This window comes from Inquilinus limosus (assembly GCF_051487185.1).
Lineage (GTDB): Bacteria > Pseudomonadota > Alphaproteobacteria > DSM-16000 > Inquilinaceae > Inquilinus > Inquilinus limosus_F.
Map to the genome: position 1 here is coordinate 107,817 of NZ_JAHVDK010000027.1, position 15,314 is coordinate 123,130.

Below are 15,314 nucleotides of genomic sequence, written 5' to 3' on the forward strand. Positions count from 1 at the left end.
TTAACGTGCACAGGGAGCTCGCGCCTTGGCCCCTCTGGATACGCCCGCCGATGACCGCGCCTCGCTGTCGGAGCGGATCCGCCTGGCGCTGACCGACGAGATCTCGACCGGCCGTCTCCCGCCCGGCACGGTGCTGGATGAGGCGCAGCTGGCCGAGACCTACGGCGCCTCCCGCACGCCGGTGCGCGACGCGGTGCGCCAGCTGGCGGCGGCGGGTCTGGTCGAGATCCGGCCGCGCCGCGGCATCGTCGTGCTGCCGATGACGATCGAGACCCTGTCCGAGATGTTCGAGGTCACGGCCGAGATCGAGGCGATGTGCGCGCGCATGGCGACCAACCGGATGACGGCGCTGGAGCGCGGCCGGCTGATCGAGCTGCACGAGCAGTCGCAGGCGCTGCTGCAGTCCGGCGACATTGCCGGCTACGACGCCTTCAATCTGGCCTTCCACGAAGGCATCTACCGCGCCACCCACAATGGCTTCCTGGTCGAGCACGCGCTGCAGCTGCGCGCCCGGCTGCTGCCGTTCCGGCGCACCCAGCTGCGCTATGCCGGCCGCCTGGTCCAGTCGCGCGAGGAGCACGGCCGGATCCTGCGCGCGATGACCCGCGGCGACCCGGACGAGGCCGCTTTCGCCATGCGCGAGCACATGCTGAACGCCGGCAGCGCCCTGGCGCGCTTCCTGACATTGGAGCCCGACCAGACGGGCTGACGCCGCGGCGACGAGACGCTGCCACCGGACAACGAGAACGACAGGAGAGGAAACGCGTGTCTGCGCAGATCGCATCCATCATCGGGCTGGTGGTGATGTTCGTCGTCGCCACCGTCCTGCCGATCAACATGGGCGCCCTCGGCTTCGCCATGGCCTTCCTGGTCGGCGGCGCCGTCATGGGCATGTCCGCGACGTCCATCCTGGCCGGCTTCCCGGGCGACCTGTTCGTCACCCTGGTCGGCATCACCTATCTCTTCGCCATCGCCCAGAACAACGGCACCGTCGACTGGCTGGTGCACTATGCGGTGCGCCTTGTCGGCGGCCGCATCTCCGTCATCCCCTGGGTGATGTTCGCGGTCTCCGCCGTGCTGACCGCCATCGGCGCGGTCAGCCCGGGGGCGGTCGCGATCATTGCGCCGATCGCGCTGCGCTTCGCCGCGCGGTACAAGATCCATCCGATGCTGATGGGCCTGATGGTGGTGCACGGCGCCCAGGGTGGCGGCTTCTCGCCGATCAGCATCTATGGCGGCATCACCAACCAGGTGGTGCAGCGCGCCGGGCTGCCGGGCGACGAGATCGTGCTGTTCCTGTCCAGCCTGGCCTTCAACGCCGCGGTGGCGCTGGTGATCTTCTTCCTGTTCGGCGGCCATCGCCTGCCGGTACGGCGCCCGGCCGAGGATTTCGAGGGGCTGGTCGACGCCGTGCCCGCCGGCGCCTCGGTCCCGGTGCGCGGCCATGGCGGCACCCCGGCGCGGCCGGCCGGGCCGCGGCCCGGTGCGGTGCATCGCGAGGGCGAGGACGATCACGTCGCGCTCGACCGCGAGCAGGCGCTGACCCTGACCGGCCTGGTGGTGCTGGCTGTCGCCTCGCTGGCCTTCAACCTGAATGTCGGGCTGGTGGCGATGAGCGTCGCCGTGGTCCTGGCGCTGCTGTGCCCGCGCGGGCAGAAGGGCGCGGTCGACAAGATCAGCTGGTCGACCGTGCTGCTGATCGGCGGCGTCATCACCTATATCGGCGTGCTGCAGAAGGCCGGCGCGGTCGACTATGTCGGCGGCGGCGTCTCGACCATGGCGGTGCCGCTGCTGGGCGCGCTGCTTCTGTGCTACGTGGCCGGCGTGGTCTCGGCCTTCGCCTCCTCGGTCGCGGTGCTGGGCGCCACCATCCCGCTCGCCGTGCCGCTGCTGATGCAGGGCCATCTCGGCGTGCCCGGCATGGTGGCGGCGATCGCGATCTCGACCACCATCGTCGATGTCAGCCCGTTCTCGACCAATGGCGCGCTGGTGGTGGCCAACGCCCATGACGTCGACCGCGACGCCTTCTTCCGGCAGATGCTGATCTACAGCGCGATCATCGTCCTGATCGGGCCGCTGCTGGCGTGGCTGGCGCTGGTGGTGCCGGGTCTCCTGTAGTCAGTCGAGCCCGATCCGCTGCGCCCCGGCCCGGAACAGCGGGACGGCATCCGGGGCGAAGCGGTGCGCGGCGAGGAAGTCGGCGAAGCGATAGCCCGGCCGCGTCCGATGCGCCATCGCCGCATGTCGGCGCGCCTCGTCCGGCCGTCCGGCCAGCGCCAGGCAGCAGGCGGCGATCGCCTGGATGTGGACATGGGCGTTCGGAAGGGCGGCGGCCCGGATGCTCCAGTCGGCGGCCTCGTCGAGGCGTTCCAGCCGTGCCAGCGCCACGGCCCGGGAGCTCAGGATGCCGACGAGCATCGGGTCGAACGGGCTCAGCCGGCGCGAGTGGTCGGAGGCCGAGATGGCGGTCTCCGGATCGCCGCCCTGGGCATGCATGCAGCCCAGGGCATAGTGGCCCAGCGCGAAGCTCGGGCTCAGCTCCACCGCCTGCTCGAGTTCGGCCAGCGACTGGTCCTGGCGGCCGCGCAGCCACAGCGCCCGGCCCATCGCCCAATGTGCGGTGGGATCGCGGTCGTCAGCGGCCAGGCCCTGCCCGGCGGCGTCGAAGGCCAGGCCGATCTCCGCCTCGCGCGGCCCCCAGCCCTGGAAGGCGTTCTGGAAATGGGTGAAGGACAGGCCGGCATAGGCCGGCGCGAAGCTGCGGTCCAGCTGCGCCGCCATCTCGAAGAAGTGCCGGGCCCGCCTGTTGTCGGCCCGGGTGAAGCGGTACATGTGCAGCACGCCGCGGTGATGCGCCTCCCAGGCGTCGAGCGAGCCGGGCGGCTTCAGCGCCGCGCGGTTGCACTCGACCGTCTCGATCTCGGTGGCCACTGAGGCGACGATCCGGTCGCCGATCTCCTCCAGCACCAGGAAGGCGTCGTCCAGCGCCCGGGTATAGACCTCGGCCCAGACCAGCCGGGCGGTGCGCGTCTCGACCAGCTCGATCGCCACCGCGAGGCGCTTTCCCCGGCGCTGCAGCGATCCGCTGACGACATAGTCGACATTCAGTATCCGGCCGGCCTGCTCCGGGGCGATCTGCCGGTCGTGCAGGGCGAGGACCGAGCCCTGGGCGATGACGAACAGGCTGCGCAGCCTGGCCAGGCGGCCGGTGATGTCATGGGCGAGGGCGTCGGCGATCCCGCCGCGCGGCGCCGCCGCCGGCGACCGGTCGGCGAACGGTATCACCGCGACCGAGGCGCGGCGGGTCGCGGCCGCGGCACCGGCCGGATCGCGTTCAGCGGGGGCGGCTGCGGCCTGCGGCCTGGGCGAGGGGGCGGCCTCCGTGCGAACCGCCCGCCAGATGTCGCGGATCGGCCCGCAATCGAGGCCCTCGGCCTCGAACAGCCGGGCCGCCGCCGCCAGATGCCTCTCGCCCTCGCGGATCAGGCCGCGGTGGGAGACGTGGCGCAGGAAGCCCTCATGGGCGCGCAGGTCGAACGGAGCGAGGCCCAGCCACGCCTCCAGATAGCCGAACGCCTCGTCGCCGCCTGCGGTCCGGGCCAGCTGCTCCAGCAGGGCGATGTGGCAGCTCCGGAACCTCTGGCGCTGCGCCGTGAGCCAGCCGTTGAACTCCGGATTGCGGTCGATCTCCAGCCCGTCGAGGAACTCGCCCTGGAACAGCGCGTGCAGGACGCGCAGCCGGTCGGGCGGCAGCGTCTCCAGGCCCTGCCGGGTCGCCCGCGCGACCTCGATCGCATCGACGAAGCAGTCCGTGAGATCGAGCGCGACGGCATTGCCGTCGGTCTCGAGCCGCCGGTGGTCGGGATCGTCGACGACGCCTCTGAGCTTGCTCAGGCACCAGCGCAGCTCGGCGCGCGGATCGTTCGGGACGTCCCACATCAGCCCGCAGAGGTGGCTGCGCGACACCGCCCGCGGCGCCAGCGCCAGATAGGCGATCAGCGCCCGCGCCTTGCGCGACGCGGGCAGCGCCACGGCCGCACCGTCGCGGCGCACGGCGAGAGGGCCGAGCAGCCGGATATGCAGGCCCGGCCCAGCCGGGCGGGGGAGATCCATGGATGCAGCCATCGGCACGACCTCCAGGACCATGCGGTCTTGGCGTGTCGAATTTACGGCATACCGGCCCGGCCAGCGGATGTTACCTGGGTCACACCGGCGGCCGACCGGGCGCCGGTCCCTCGGAGGTCCAGGACGGCGTGTCCAGCCCGAGCCTGCGCACCGCCTCCGGCACGCGCTGGCGGCGCCGATAGGCCGCCGGGGTGTCGTGGACCAGGCGCTTGAAGAGACGCCGGAACGAGACCGGATCGCCGTAGCCGACCTCGACCGCGACCGCATCCACCGGCTGGTCCGTGGTCTCCAGGATCTGCTTGGCCTCCTCGATCCGGACCCGCTGCACATAGTCCAGCGGCGCATGGCCCGTCGCCTGCTTGAACCGTCGGTTGAAGCCGCGCCGGGACAGGCCGGACCGCCGGATCATCGCCGCGACCGGGTCCGCATCGGCATAGTGGGACGCCAGCCATTCCTGGCAATCCTGGACCAGCCGGTCGCTCGACTGCAGCCGCGTGGTCAGCCGGGAATAGGGGTTCTGGCCGTCGTGATGCCAGTCGAACAGCGACATCTTGGCCAGGCGGCGGGCCTCTTCGGCGCCGGCGAACCGGCCGACGATGTAGAGCACCAGATCGGTCCAGGAGGTGGCGCCGCCGGCCGTCACGATCCGATGGTCGTCGGTCGCCGACACCAGGATCCGGTCGCCGAGGACGCGGACCCTCGGATATTCGGCCTTCATCATGTCGACGAAGGCCCAATGCGTGGTGGCTTGTCGGCCGTCCAGGAGGCCCGCTTCCGCCAGCAGGAACGAGCCGGTGCAGGACGACACGACGCGTGCGCCGCGGCTGTAGCAGCGCCGCACCCAGTCGACGACGCCCGGATTGTTGCGCCCGAACTGGGCGCCGGAGGAAATCAGCAGCGACGGCACGAAGACGATATCCGTCCGGGCGTCGTCGTTGATGGTCCGGTGCGGCTCGATCCGCACCCCCGTTCCGGTCTTCAGCGGGCCCGGCGCCGCGGCGACGATCTCGGGGAGAAAGCGCGGGTTCTCGCGCTCGCCCATGACCCGGTTCCACAGGGTGCCGACGGCCCAGAACGCATCGTGGACGCCGACGACGATCCACGGTTCGATCTCCGCCACGGCAATGATGGAGACCCTGATCGGGCTGTCCATCGGCTGTCCCCCCAGATCAATTTCTGGAAACTCTGCCATCGGCCGCGCCGCTCCGCCACCGGGCGGGCCGGAGTTTTGGCCAATTCGACATCAATTGTTCCGATCCGCCACTGTGCCGATCCCGCCGTTGCCGGAAATCTTGCCCTGTTCATTCGCGCCTCCGTCGAATGACCAATGGCAGGAGAGAACCCCATGCGACGATTTGTGATCGAACGGGAAATTCCCCGGATCGGCACCCTGGAGCGCGAGCAGCTCAGGGCGGCGGCCGCGCGGTCGAACCAGGCCCTGGCGGCCCTGGCGCCCGACATTCAATGGGTCGAGTCCCATATCACGGCCGACAAGACCTTCTGCGTCTATCTCGCGACCGACGAAGGCGTCATCCGGCGTCATGCGGAGCTGAGCGGCTTCCCGGCCGACCGCATCACCGAGGTGGCCCGCGTCATCGACCCCACCACCGCCCATGCTTCCGCGCGCGCCGGGCAGCCGTGAGGCGCCGTGGGCGTGGCTCCGGCCGCCGCTGGGGCGCCTCCGCCGGCTGGCCTTCCGCCCCGGCCGGCGGAGCCCCCTGCACCAGCTCAGCGACCATCTGCTCCGGGATATCGGGCTGTCGCGCGCCGACGTCGATCGCGCGCCCGGAAGAAGGTTCCGGCCGGACTGAAGGCCGGATCGATTTCAACGCCGCTCCCACGCCGGCTCCTACGCCGGACTCAACGCGCCGCTGCCACGGTCGGCAAGGCAGGGCGAGCGGCGGCCCGCGCCGCGGGGCTTCGGATCATCTGCGAACGAGGGAGACTTCATGTCGGGTCCGGTCATGCTTCTCTACGGCGTGTTCGCCTACGCCGTGTTCTTCGGCTCGTTCCTCTACGCGGTCGGCTTCGTCGGCAACCTGGTGGTGCCGAAGTCGATCGATTCCGGCATTGCGGGGCCCATGCCCGACGCCGTGATCGTCGACACGCTGCTGCTCGGCCTGTTCGCCGCGCAGCACAGCATCATGGCGCGGCAGGGGTTCAAGCGATGGTGGACGCGGCTGGTGCCGGCGGCGGTCGAGCGCAGCACGTATGTGCTGCTGGCCAGCCTGGCGCTGATCCTGCTGTTCTGGCAGTGGCGGCCGATCCCGGCAGCGGTCTGGACGCTCGACGACCCGTTCGGGGTCGCCGTCCTCCACGCCGTGTTCTGGTTCGGCTGGGCGATCCTCCTGGTCAGCACCTTCCTGATCAACCATTTCGAGCTGTTCGGCCTGGTCCAGGTCTTCGCCCGGCTGCGCCGTCGGGAGCTGCCGCCGCCCGAATTCCGCACGCCGCTGTTCTACCGCTGGGTCCGGCACCCGATCTATCTCGGCTTCCTCTTGGCCTTCTGGGCGACGCCGGCGATGACGGCCGGGCATCTGCTGTTCGCAGTGGCCACCACCGGCTACATCCTGCTCGGCATTGTCCTCGAGGAGCGTGACCTCGTCGCCCTGTTCGGCGACCGCTACCGCCGCTACCGGCAGGAGGTGGGAATGCTGCTGCCCTGCTTCGGCCGCCGCGCCGGCCCGGACCTTCCAGCCTCGCGCGATCCCGAGATCTCCGGCTGACGGGCGCATTCCGGCGACCGCACCTCCGACATCCCACCCACAGGCCACGGGCGCCGCGCCCGCAGCCGAATTTCAGGAGAGAACCCATGCCCACCATTGTCGGGACCAACGGCAACGACGAGCTGCGTGGTACCAACGGGGACGACACCATCTTCGGCCTCGGCGGCAGCGATATCCTCATCGGCTTCGGCGGCAATGACCGGCTCGTCGGCGGCGACGGCAACGACTTCATCGCGGCCGGCACTGGTTCCGACCGCATCGAGGGCGGCGCCGGCAGTGACTCGACCGATGGCGGGACCGGCGACGACGTCACGATAGGGGGCGCCGGGGACGATTCACTGTTCGGCAATGACGGCAACGACATCCTCGATGGTGGGGACGGCAATGATGAGTTCATCGAGGGCCGCGGCGCCGATACGCTGAACGGCGGCGCCGGCATCGACAGGGTGGACTACCGCAACAGCGCGGTGGGGGTGCTCGTCGATCTCGGCGCCGGCACCGGCTTCTCCGGGGACGCCCAAGGTGATCTGCTGAGCAACGTCGAGAACCTCGATGGATCGAACCAGGGAGACACCCTGATCGGGTCGGTCGCGGACAACAGTCTCTTCGGCCGGGGCGGCATCGATTTCCTGTTCGGCCGGAGCGGCAATGATGTGCTGGCCGGTGGAGCCGACGCCGACTTCCTGCATGGCGAAGCCGGCGACGATCTCATCGGCGGGGGCGATGGTGATGATGTCCTGTTCGGCGGCGCCGGGGCCGACCGGCTGCTCGGCGAGCTCGGAATCGACGCGGTCAGCTATGGCGTCAGCACGGCCGGGGTGACGATCGATCTGTTTCTGGGGTTCGGCATCGGCGGCGATGCCCAGGGCGACGTGCTGATCGGCATCGAGGACGCCTTCGGCAGCGGGTTCGACGACTCCCTGACCGGGAGCCCCGGCACCAACGCGCTGTTCGGCAATGGCGGCAACGACCAGCTCCTCGGCGATTCCGGCAATGACCGGCTGGTTGGTGGGATCGGGGCCGACCGGCTGAAAGGTGGCTTCGGCATCGACACGGCCGACTATTCCCAGAGCGGCGCCCCGGTCGTGGTCAGTTTGGCTGCGGGCACCGGTGCGGGCGGCGCTGCCGAGGGCGACGTGCTGGTCGATGTCGAGAATGTCGAAGGAAGCGTCGGCGACGATGCATTGACCGGCAACGCCGCCGGCAATGCGCTGTTCGGCCGGGACGGCAGCGACGTGCTGCGCGGTGGCGGCGGGGCCGACCGGCTGGACGGCGGTGCCGGCATCGACACGGCGATGTACACCGAGAATACCGCCGGGGTGACGGTGGATCTCGGCGCGGGCACCGCCGGCGGCGGCACGGCCCAGGGCGACGTGCTGGTCGGCGTCGAGGGCGTCCAGGGCGGTGCCGGCGACGACGTGCTGCGGGGATCGATCTTCAACGACATCCTGGTCGGAAACGCCGGCAACGACACGCTCGTCGGGCTGGACGGCGCGGACCTGCTGAACGGCGGAGGCGGCGCCGACCGCTTCGTCTTCCTGGCCACGGCCGACAGCGCCCCCGGCGGCTTCGGCGATTCGATCCGCGATTTCAGCCATGCCCAGGGCGACCGGATCGACCTGGCCGCCATCGATGCGGTCGCCACGGTGGCGGGAGACCAGGCTTTCACCTTCATCGGCGCCGGCCCCTTCACCGGCGTCGCCGGCCAGCTGGCCTTCACCGTGTCCCGCGGTGTCACCACCGTGTCCGGCGATGTCGACGGCGATGCCCTGGCCGATATCTCCATCGTGCTGACCGGCGCCATCGCCCTGGCCGCGGCGGATTTCGCGCTGTAGCCGACGGATACGGACCGGAAGGAGCACGATGGATGAAGCTGTTCGTTATCGAGAGAACCATTCCCGGCATCGGCATCGCGGAACGGGAGCCGTGGTGGCCGGCCGCGCGGCGGTCGAGCACGGTGCTGGACGCGGCGGCGCCCGACATCCGATGGGTCGAGAGCTTCGTCGCGGCCGACCGGACCTTCTGCATCTTTCTCGCGAAGGATGAGGAGACGATCCGGCAGCATTCGGATCTGAGCGGCCTGCCGGCCACCCGGATCACCGAGATCCGGCGAATCCTCGATCCGACGGACGCCTGAGAGACGGCTTGGAAATGCGCTGGCGTGAGTCGGCTGGCGGTGATTTCGAGAACCGGAGCGCAGCGGACATGAAGGTCCGTGAGCACCGGAAGCGCAGAAATCGCCGTCAGACGGCCGCGCCGATCGGCGCCGAGGCGCCGCTCATGATCGACTTCAACCAGGCCTGCACGCCGCGCAACGCCGTCGCGACGGCGGCCTTGATGGAAGAGGCGGCGCCGCTCTGGATCGAGGAGCCGACCTCGCCCGGCGACCTCGCAGGCTACCGGCTGGTCTCGAACCACACATCCGCCCGGCCGTAGCCGGCGGCGAGACCTACGGCACGGCGGCCGAGTTCCTGCCCTTCCTTGCCGCCGGCGCAATGGACGTGCTGCAGCCGGACATCGCGATCTGCGGCGGCTTCACCGGGGTCGGCCAGGTCGCGGTGCTGGCCGATCTTCACGACCGGCCGGTCGTGCCGCATGTCTGGGGCGGCATCGTCAATTTCATGGCGGCCCTGCATGTGGTCGCCACCCTGCCGGAGCGGCGCGCTGGCGTGGCCGAGCCCTTTCCCTATCTGGAATTCGATGCCGGCCCCAACCCGCTCTTGGACCTGTTCGGCCGCCCGGCCCTGAACCGTGACGGAACCGTCTCCGTCCCCGACGGGCCGGGCCTCGGGATCGACCCGGCCCGGGAGGCGCTGGAAACGCTGCTGGTCGAGCATGCCGTCGTGACGGCGTGATCGCTCTATAATTTCCAGAGCCAGTACAATACGTCGTACAACCTGCTGTTCATGGATATCGTGCTGATCACGATCCCGCCGCTGCTGGTGTTCCTCTTCCTCAACCGCCAGATCGTGGCCGGGATGACGGCGGGGCGGTGAAGGGGTAGGGGCGGCGCCGCAGTGTCCCCGGTCACAGGCGCGGCCGCAGGGTCCTGCTAGAGGTCGTCTCCTCGGTCGGTCGAGGCGGGACGCCGTCGACAGAGATCGGGATGCGTTCCACGGAGGGGCTCATGACCGCCACCCAGGACTGGCGCAGGGTCTATGACTTCTGGTTTCCGGACGGCCTCGACGAGGCGGATCCGGAGACGCATCAGCGGCTTCATGGCTGGTGGTTCGGCGGCGGCGCCAACGCGGCGCTGGCGCCGCTGGCCCCGGTGCTGGACGCCGCACGGGCCGGCACCCTGGACCATTGGCTCGGCACCCCGCTCGGGCGTTTGTCGCTGATCATCGTGCTCGACCAGTTCCCCCGAGGCCTGTTCGCCGGCCGGCCGGAGGCCTATGCCTGCGATCCCGCCGTGCTGCGGATCACCCAGGATGGTTTGGCGAAGGGCCATTACGACGCGCTGACCAGACCCTGGGAGCAGATCTTCTTCCTGATGCCGCTGGCCCATACCGAGGGCCCGGATCACGAGGCCCGGATGACGCAGGTGGTGGCGATGGTCGAGCGGGCGGCGGCCGCGGCGCCGGAGCGGCTGCGGCCGCTGTACCGGTTCCATGTCAGCCAGGCGCGATCCCATCTCGAGGTGATCTCCCGCTTCGGCCGCTTCCCCCATCGCAACCCGATCCTCGGCCGCGCCTCGACGCCGGAGGAGGCGGCCTATCTGGCGAAGGGCGACTTCGTCCATCTGCGTCGGCCGCCCGGGCTCGAGCCGTCCTGAGGAGGTGGATGGGCTGCGGCCAGTACGACGCGCTGGCCACTAGAGCAGCGCTTGCTGCATCGCGCCATGTCTAGCAGCGTCTCTGCGTCGCCAGAACGCAGAGTGAATCGCCGGTCGTCGTATAGCTTCTGAACAGCAACCGACGCCAACAATAGAACGTTAAAAGACTATAAGCCACAGAGGCGCGTTTCAAGGACTATCCGTGGGTTTACCTATTATGTCCGCGCAAACAATGCACCAACGTCGCGTAAAAATTCACCGGATATTTATCGGCTCTCCCATAACCGCTCGCATTTTTGATGCCACTCGGGCTGATCCGCGTTGTTCCGGGCTTGCGTCCAAGTTAAAGTTAAGCACCAATCGGGTTGGTCGAAGATGTCGTCAGTGGGATGGGAGGCACTCGGGCAGTGGGGTGAGGACGCAGCCCGCATCGAACGGCTCGCGGGCGGCGTTGCCAACGACGTGTGGAGCGTGCACGTCCACGGGCGCCGCGCGGTCGGTCGTCTCGGTGCCAGGAGCGACGCTGATCTCGCGTGGGAGACCGAGCTCCTCCAACACCTCGACCGTGAAGGTCTGACCGTGCCAATGCCGATCCCGACGACGGATGGCCGGCTGTTCGCGGACGGTCTGGTGGTGATGACATATGTGGAGGGCGGACCGCCCGAGACGGAGGCCGACTGGCGTCGCGTGGCCGATACGCTCCGCCGGCTGCATCGGTTGACGCAGGGCTGGCCGCAGCGCCCGGGCTGGCGATCGTCGACCGACCTCCTGCACGCCGAGACCGGGACGAAGATCGACCTCGCCGCGATGCCGCCCGAGGGCGTCGCCCGATGCCGGGCAGCGTGGGCGCGGCTCGTCGGACGTCGGACATGCGTCGTCCACGGTGACCCCAATCCGCGCAACATCCGCATGACCGCAGATCGGGTCGCGCTGATCGACTGGGACGAGTCGCATGTCGACGTCCCCGATCTTGACCTGGTGCTGCCCCACAACGCCGCCGGCCTCGACGGCGGCGCGCATGACATCGCCGCGCAGGCGTCGGCCGCATGGGAAGCCGCCGTCTGCTGGGACGACGAGTACTCGATCAAGCGGCTTGCCGAAGTTCGAGCGGTCTGAGCAGCGGCAGCGAGAGGCCGCATCGAATCCCGCCATACTTGTCACTCTTACCGCTTCGACGTCTGGCGCTAACTCTTTCTCCCGACCTGCCGGGTCGAGAAAGGAAGAGCTAGACGATGAAAGACGCCAAGCGAGAGCACCCTGCCGCGCCCAGGATCGTCGATCGCAGCACCTTCCAGGCGGAGCTGGACGCCTTGCGGGTTCGAGAGAAGGCTTATACGAGGGAAGGCGATGCCCTTGCGGCCGCCCGCCGGCGACTGCCTATGGTCGAGGTGGACGGCGCCACGCCGCTCATCGGCGACCATGGCCCGGTGACGCTGCTGGATGCGTTCGAGGGACGCCGGATCCTCATCGCCTACTACTTCATGTGGCACACCGGCCGCCCGGCGGCGGAGCAGTGCGAGGGCTGCACCCTCTACACATCGCAGGTCCGCGAGCTGTCCTTCCTGCACTCCCGCGACGTCACCTACGCCACGATCTGCCAGGGCCCGTACGAAGAGAGCGCCCGGTACCGCGACTTCATGGGCTGGGAGATGCCCTGGTACGCGGCCGACCGGGGCTCGCTCGAGACGCTCCTGGTCGGGCGCCGGGTGGGCATGATGCACATCGTCTGCTACCTGCGGCAGGGATCCGATGTGTTCGAGACCTACTGGACAACGCAGCGCGGCGTCGAGGTGATGGGCAACAGCTACGCCCTGCTCGACCTCACGGTCTATGGGCGGCAGGAGCCGTGGGAGGACTCGCCGGCCGGCTGGCCGCGCTGGGACGGCGAGCACTTCTATCGCGTCGGCGACCGTCCCATCGTCCAATGGCCTCGCGTGAAGGCCGGGCATTCCGATGACCTGGGGACCGGCGGGCGGTGAACCGGAGGCGGCGGCGCCGACGCGGCGGACTCACGACCGGCCGCTCGGGTGTGCCGGCCTGAATTTCCGTAAAGTGTCGCGCGCGGTCATGTCCGGTTCGGGGAGCCGGCTGCGATGACCGGTTTCGGGCACGGTCTGAGATCCGGGCTGGCTGAGAAGGGCCGAGATCCTGCAGGTTCGGTCGATGTCCGGTGTCGCGGCGCCGGCTCGATGACCGCATATGGCGCCCTCCGGCCGGCTGGGCCGGCTGGGAGGGGCGGAAAGCAGCAGTTCGAGACTGGCATCTACTGGTCAGGCCAACCTGGGCCGCGCGACGAAAATCGCCCACCCCATGTGTCGACGCTGCCAGCCAAAATAGCGAGAAGTCACATTGTCGAGCTGCCGGAGCACCTCATTTCGCTGAGAGTGACCCGCATTCGCCTCTGCCCAAGCATAGACGTTCTGGAAATGTCGGCTCCTGTAGGCATCCCACTCGTCGAGTGACGCCTCCAAGACACCGGTGATCTGTAGATCGTTCGAGGCAAACACATCAACGGTGGATGCCAGATCCAGCATAGGGCTGATCCCTTCGGCTGGTGGAAGCGGCGTCTCTTTTGCGAACGCAGCGCCTAACGCGACGACGCCATCGGCCTTAAGAGCCGTGCGGATCCATTCGACTGCGGAAGAAACTCCGCCCAGGGCGGAGGATGCTCCAATACACAGGACGATGTCGTAGCCCGCAGGAGGTGGCACAAATTCCGCCGCCGGCCCCTGGACATATCGGATGCGGGATTCGATACCAGCGCGAACTGAGAGTTCTCGCGCGGCCGCGATGAAGTGCGGGTTGGTTTCCAGACCGACGCCGTCAATAGCAAACCGTAGCGCCCAGTTCCGCAATAACCAGGTCTTGGCGCAGCCAATGTCCAGGACGCACGCTCCATCCCGGACCTTGCAGTAGTCAGTCAGCAGATCAAGCTTATGTGGCAAGATCGGATTTTCGAACTCCGTATCTCCCGCACGAATCGCCCAGAAATCAGCAGTGTCCATCACGTGGCCCCTGACTGTTGTCTAGGTCCTCTACGCGTCAACCCTGATAAAGAAATGCAGATCTGGCAACTGGCCGGAGTTGGGTCGCTTTGGGTCGAAGCCGGCCAGGTTCGGTTTGGAGAACCCTCGGAGATGTCCGGAGTTTGGCGCGCACCAAGCGGGCCAGGACGGCCGGAAAGGGCCGCGGACCGACGATCCGACCGATGTCCGGTGTCGGGGCGCCGGTCTGACGGCAGCTTATGGCGCACCTCGGCCCGGTCCAACCGGTAGCTCGGGTGGAAGTGATCATTCCTCCAGCGGCGACCCGATGACGCTGATGCGCCCGAAGCAGAGATTCAGCCGCGACCATTGGAAAGAGTAGTCTTGGCCCTGAGCCGGCGTTTCCTACTCACCCGTCCTGGTTCTTTGCCGGAAGGCTGGGGCAGTCCGCCGTCGAACCAATTCCAGAATTGGTCCTATCGATGGTGCGCCCCTAGCTTTCAGCAACTCTCCATTGCCTGCGCAAGCAGTTCGGAGGTGAACATGCCCAGTTCCGTGAAACTGTCCTGCCACTGTGGGAACATCAGGCTTGAGGTGACCGCTCCGTTGGATGAGGTCGCCGATTGCAACTGCTCGATCTGCGTAAGGACCGGATTTCTGCACTGGTACGTCCAGCCCGAGCAGGTCAAGCTCGTCAATCATAGCCGTCCGGTGTGCACTTACGCGTGGCGTTCCGTGGCGGGCGGACAGCACTTCTGTCCCATCTGCGGAATCGCTGTGTACCGCACATCAACGCAGTATCCGCCGCCGCTCGCCGTAAACGCGCGTTGCATCGAGGACGTCGATATCAGCAAGTTGAACATCAGAAAGCACGACGGCAGGCACCTCTATCCGTGAGCGGTTCAGGGAGATCGCAACGGCGGCTTTCGCAGGTCCGATCTCACAGGAAAGGGCCGTTCGGGTCGAACCCGGCCGGTCGGTGAATGTCCGGTATCGGGCCGCCGGCGTGGCGATCCAGGCGCCAGGCCCGCTCCGCCGGTTAACACAATGTTCATTGCTTAACTCCACAAGCCTCGTTCATGATATGTTCCATGACAGAGGTGCCGCCCGATCTCGACATCCAGGCCTATTGCCGCGGCCTCGCGCTGCAGCAGGTCGAGATGCTCACGCGTCTGTCCGAGATCGGCATGCAGCTGGCCGAAGGCGCCGGCGCCCGCGCCCTCGCCGCCCAGGCCGCACAGGCGGACCCCAAGGCGGACGACACCGCGGCTCAGCCGGCCCGGACCGACGACCCCGGCCTGGACTTCGCCCGCTACGCCCATCTGGTGCGCCAGACCCTGGCCCAGCGCGCCCGCGCCGCCCGCGACCTCTGCGCCGACGACCGCGCCCGCGCCGCCGAGCGCGAGGCCGGCCGCCCGGCCCGCCGCGACCGCCACCGCGACGAGGTCGAGCAGGTCCTGAAATGCATGATCTGGGACGAGGTCGAGGATTTCGGCCGCGCCGAGGCCCTGTCCGACGAGCTCGCGGAGCAGGTCGAGCACCTCTACGAGGACGRGGCGGTCCGGGTCGAGGACCGGCCGCTCGGCGCGGTGATGGCCGGGCTGGCCTGCGGCCTCGGCCTGTCGGAGGAGTGGTCCCGCTGGGGCGCCCTCGGCTGGCCGGCCACGCCGCGCCCGGCCAAGCCGGCCGGCGGCCCGGCCGCGA

The 15,314-nt window shown here is 68.8% G+C and carries 17 protein-coding genes; 14 read left to right on the top strand and 3 right to left on the bottom strand.

Annotated elements, in window-relative coordinates; genetic code table 11:
- Nucleotides 1–25: 25 nt before the first annotated feature.
- Both KXR53_RS26880 and KXR53_RS26885 read left to right on the top strand, forming a co-directional pair.
- Nucleotides 26–709: a GntR family transcriptional regulator gene (locus KXR53_RS26880; protein WP_437378379.1), complete on the top strand. Its 684-nt coding sequence runs from the start codon at nt 26–28 to the stop codon at nt 707–709.
- A 56-nt stretch (nt 710–765) separates the two neighbouring features.
- Nucleotides 766–2,118: an SLC13 family permease gene (locus KXR53_RS26885; RefSeq protein WP_437378380.1), complete on the top strand. Its 1,353-nt coding sequence runs from the start codon at nt 766–768 to the stop codon at nt 2,116–2,118.
- Here the strand turns inward: KXR53_RS26885 and KXR53_RS26890 are convergent, their stop codons facing one another.
- A complete protein-coding gene (locus KXR53_RS26890; protein ID WP_437378381.1) occupies nt 2,119–4,125 on the bottom strand; it encodes a hypothetical protein in 2,007 nt (668 codons plus the stop codon).
- 79 nt (nt 4,126–4,204) lie between these two features.
- Nucleotides 4,205–5,278, bottom strand: coding sequence for a GlxA family transcriptional regulator (locus KXR53_RS26895; RefSeq protein ID WP_437378382.1), 1,074 nt, complete (start codon nt 5,276–5,278; stop codon nt 4,205–4,207).
- Between the two features lie 192 nt (nt 5,279–5,470).
- On the opposite strand from KXR53_RS26895, the gene KXR53_RS26900 reads away from it, so the two are divergent.
- The 10 genes from KXR53_RS26900 to KXR53_RS26945 all read left to right on the top strand — a co-directional run bounded on the left by KXR53_RS26900 (nt 5,471) and on the right by KXR53_RS26945 (nt 12,605).
- Complete coding sequence (locus tag KXR53_RS26900) at nt 5,471–5,767, top strand: DUF4242 domain-containing protein (RefSeq protein ID WP_437378383.1); 297 nt, start codon at nt 5,471–5,473, stop codon at nt 5,765–5,767.
- Nucleotides 5,739–5,936, top strand: coding sequence for a DUF1127 domain-containing protein (locus KXR53_RS26905; protein WP_437378384.1), 198 nt, complete (start codon nt 5,739–5,741; stop codon nt 5,934–5,936). Before KXR53_RS26900 ends, KXR53_RS26905 begins: the two co-directional genes overlap by 29 nt.
- A 138-nt stretch (nt 5,937–6,074) precedes the next feature.
- Nucleotides 6,075–6,851 carry a methanethiol S-methyltransferase gene (gene mddA, locus KXR53_RS26910; RefSeq protein ID WP_437378385.1) on the top strand — a complete coding sequence of 259 codons (777 nt, stop codon included), beginning with the start codon at nt 6,075–6,077 and terminating at the stop codon, nt 6,849–6,851.
- A gap of 86 nt (nt 6,852–6,937) precedes the next feature.
- The gene (locus KXR53_RS26915) at nt 6,938–8,686 is read left to right on the top strand and encodes a calcium-binding protein (protein ID WP_437378386.1); all 1,749 of its coding nucleotides are present in this window, start codon (nt 6,938–6,940) and stop codon (nt 8,684–8,686) included.
- A 32-nt stretch (nt 8,687–8,718) separates the two neighbouring features.
- Nucleotides 8,719–8,988, top strand: coding sequence for a DUF4242 domain-containing protein (locus KXR53_RS26920; protein ID WP_437378387.1), 270 nt, complete (start codon nt 8,719–8,721; stop codon nt 8,986–8,988).
- Between the two features lie 68 nt (nt 8,989–9,056).
- A complete protein-coding gene (locus tag KXR53_RS26925; RefSeq protein WP_437378388.1) occupies nt 9,057–9,287 on the top strand; it encodes an enolase C-terminal domain-like protein in 231 nt (76 codons plus the stop codon).
- A gap of 35 nt (nt 9,288–9,322) precedes the next feature.
- Nucleotides 9,323–9,706 (top strand): enolase C-terminal domain-like protein, encoded by a 384-nt coding sequence (locus KXR53_RS26930; RefSeq protein ID WP_437378396.1) that lies wholly within the window; start codon nt 9,323–9,325, stop codon nt 9,704–9,706.
- A gap of 272 nt (nt 9,707–9,978) precedes the next feature.
- Nucleotides 9,979–10,626, top strand: coding sequence for a DUF924 family protein (locus tag KXR53_RS26935; protein ID WP_437378389.1), 648 nt, complete (start codon nt 9,979–9,981; stop codon nt 10,624–10,626).
- A gap of 375 nt (nt 10,627–11,001) precedes the next feature.
- Nucleotides 11,002–11,742 (top strand): phosphotransferase enzyme family protein, encoded by a 741-nt coding sequence (locus KXR53_RS26940; RefSeq protein ID WP_437378390.1) that lies wholly within the window; start codon nt 11,002–11,004, stop codon nt 11,740–11,742.
- A gap of 116 nt (nt 11,743–11,858) precedes the next feature.
- Nucleotides 11,859–12,605, top strand: a complete 747-nt coding sequence (locus KXR53_RS26945) for a DUF899 family protein (RefSeq protein WP_437378391.1) — start codon at nt 11,859–11,861, stop codon at nt 12,603–12,605.
- Between the two features lie 291 nt (nt 12,606–12,896).
- Here the strand turns inward: KXR53_RS26945 and KXR53_RS26950 are convergent, their stop codons facing one another.
- Nucleotides 12,897–13,631 carry an SAM-dependent methyltransferase gene (locus KXR53_RS26950; protein WP_437378392.1) on the bottom strand — a complete coding sequence of 245 codons (735 nt, stop codon included), beginning with the start codon at nt 13,629–13,631 and terminating at the stop codon, nt 12,897–12,899.
- A 522-nt stretch (nt 13,632–14,153) separates the two neighbouring features.
- Between KXR53_RS26950 and KXR53_RS26955 the strand changes: the two genes are divergently transcribed.
- Nucleotides 14,154–14,507, top strand: coding sequence for a GFA family protein (locus tag KXR53_RS26955; RefSeq protein ID WP_437378393.1), 354 nt, complete (start codon nt 14,154–14,156; stop codon nt 14,505–14,507).
- Nucleotides 14,508–14,701: 194 nt separating this feature from the next.
- On the top strand, nt 14,702–15,314 hold a 613-nt coding region (locus KXR53_RS26960; RefSeq protein ID WP_437378394.1), incomplete at its 3' end, for a hypothetical protein.

Coding starts and splice junctions, on each gene's coding strand:
- KXR53_RS26890 (WP_437378381.1), bottom strand. CDS start 4,125: ATGGCTGCATCCATGGATCTCCCCCGCCCGGCTGGGCCGGGCCTGCAT.
- KXR53_RS26895 (WP_437378382.1), bottom strand. CDS start 5,278: ATGGACAGCCCGATCAGGGTCTCCATCATTGCCGTGGCGGAGATCGAA.
- KXR53_RS26900 (WP_437378383.1), top strand. CDS start 5,471: ATGCGACGATTTGTGATCGAACGGGAAATTCCCCGGATCGGCACCCTG.
- KXR53_RS26905 (WP_437378384.1), top strand. CDS start 5,739: ATGCTTCCGCGCGCGCCGGGCAGCCGTGAGGCGCCGTGGGCGTGGCTC.
- mddA (WP_437378385.1), top strand. CDS start 6,075: ATGTCGGGTCCGGTCATGCTTCTCTACGGCGTGTTCGCCTACGCCGTG.
- KXR53_RS26915 (WP_437378386.1), top strand. CDS start 6,938: ATGCCCACCATTGTCGGGACCAACGGCAACGACGAGCTGCGTGGTACC.
- KXR53_RS26920 (WP_437378387.1), top strand. CDS start 8,719: ATGAAGCTGTTCGTTATCGAGAGAACCATTCCCGGCATCGGCATCGCG.
- KXR53_RS26925 (WP_437378388.1), top strand. CDS start 9,057: ATGAAGGTCCGTGAGCACCGGAAGCGCAGAAATCGCCGTCAGACGGCC.
- KXR53_RS26935 (WP_437378389.1), top strand. CDS start 9,979: ATGACCGCCACCCAGGACTGGCGCAGGGTCTATGACTTCTGGTTTCCG.
- KXR53_RS26940 (WP_437378390.1), top strand. CDS start 11,002: ATGTCGTCAGTGGGATGGGAGGCACTCGGGCAGTGGGGTGAGGACGCA.
- KXR53_RS26945 (WP_437378391.1), top strand. CDS start 11,859: ATGAAAGACGCCAAGCGAGAGCACCCTGCCGCGCCCAGGATCGTCGAT.
- KXR53_RS26950 (WP_437378392.1), bottom strand. CDS start 13,631: ATGGACACTGCTGATTTCTGGGCGATTCGTGCGGGAGATACGGAGTTC.
- KXR53_RS26955 (WP_437378393.1), top strand. CDS start 14,154: ATGCCCAGTTCCGTGAAACTGTCCTGCCACTGTGGGAACATCAGGCTT.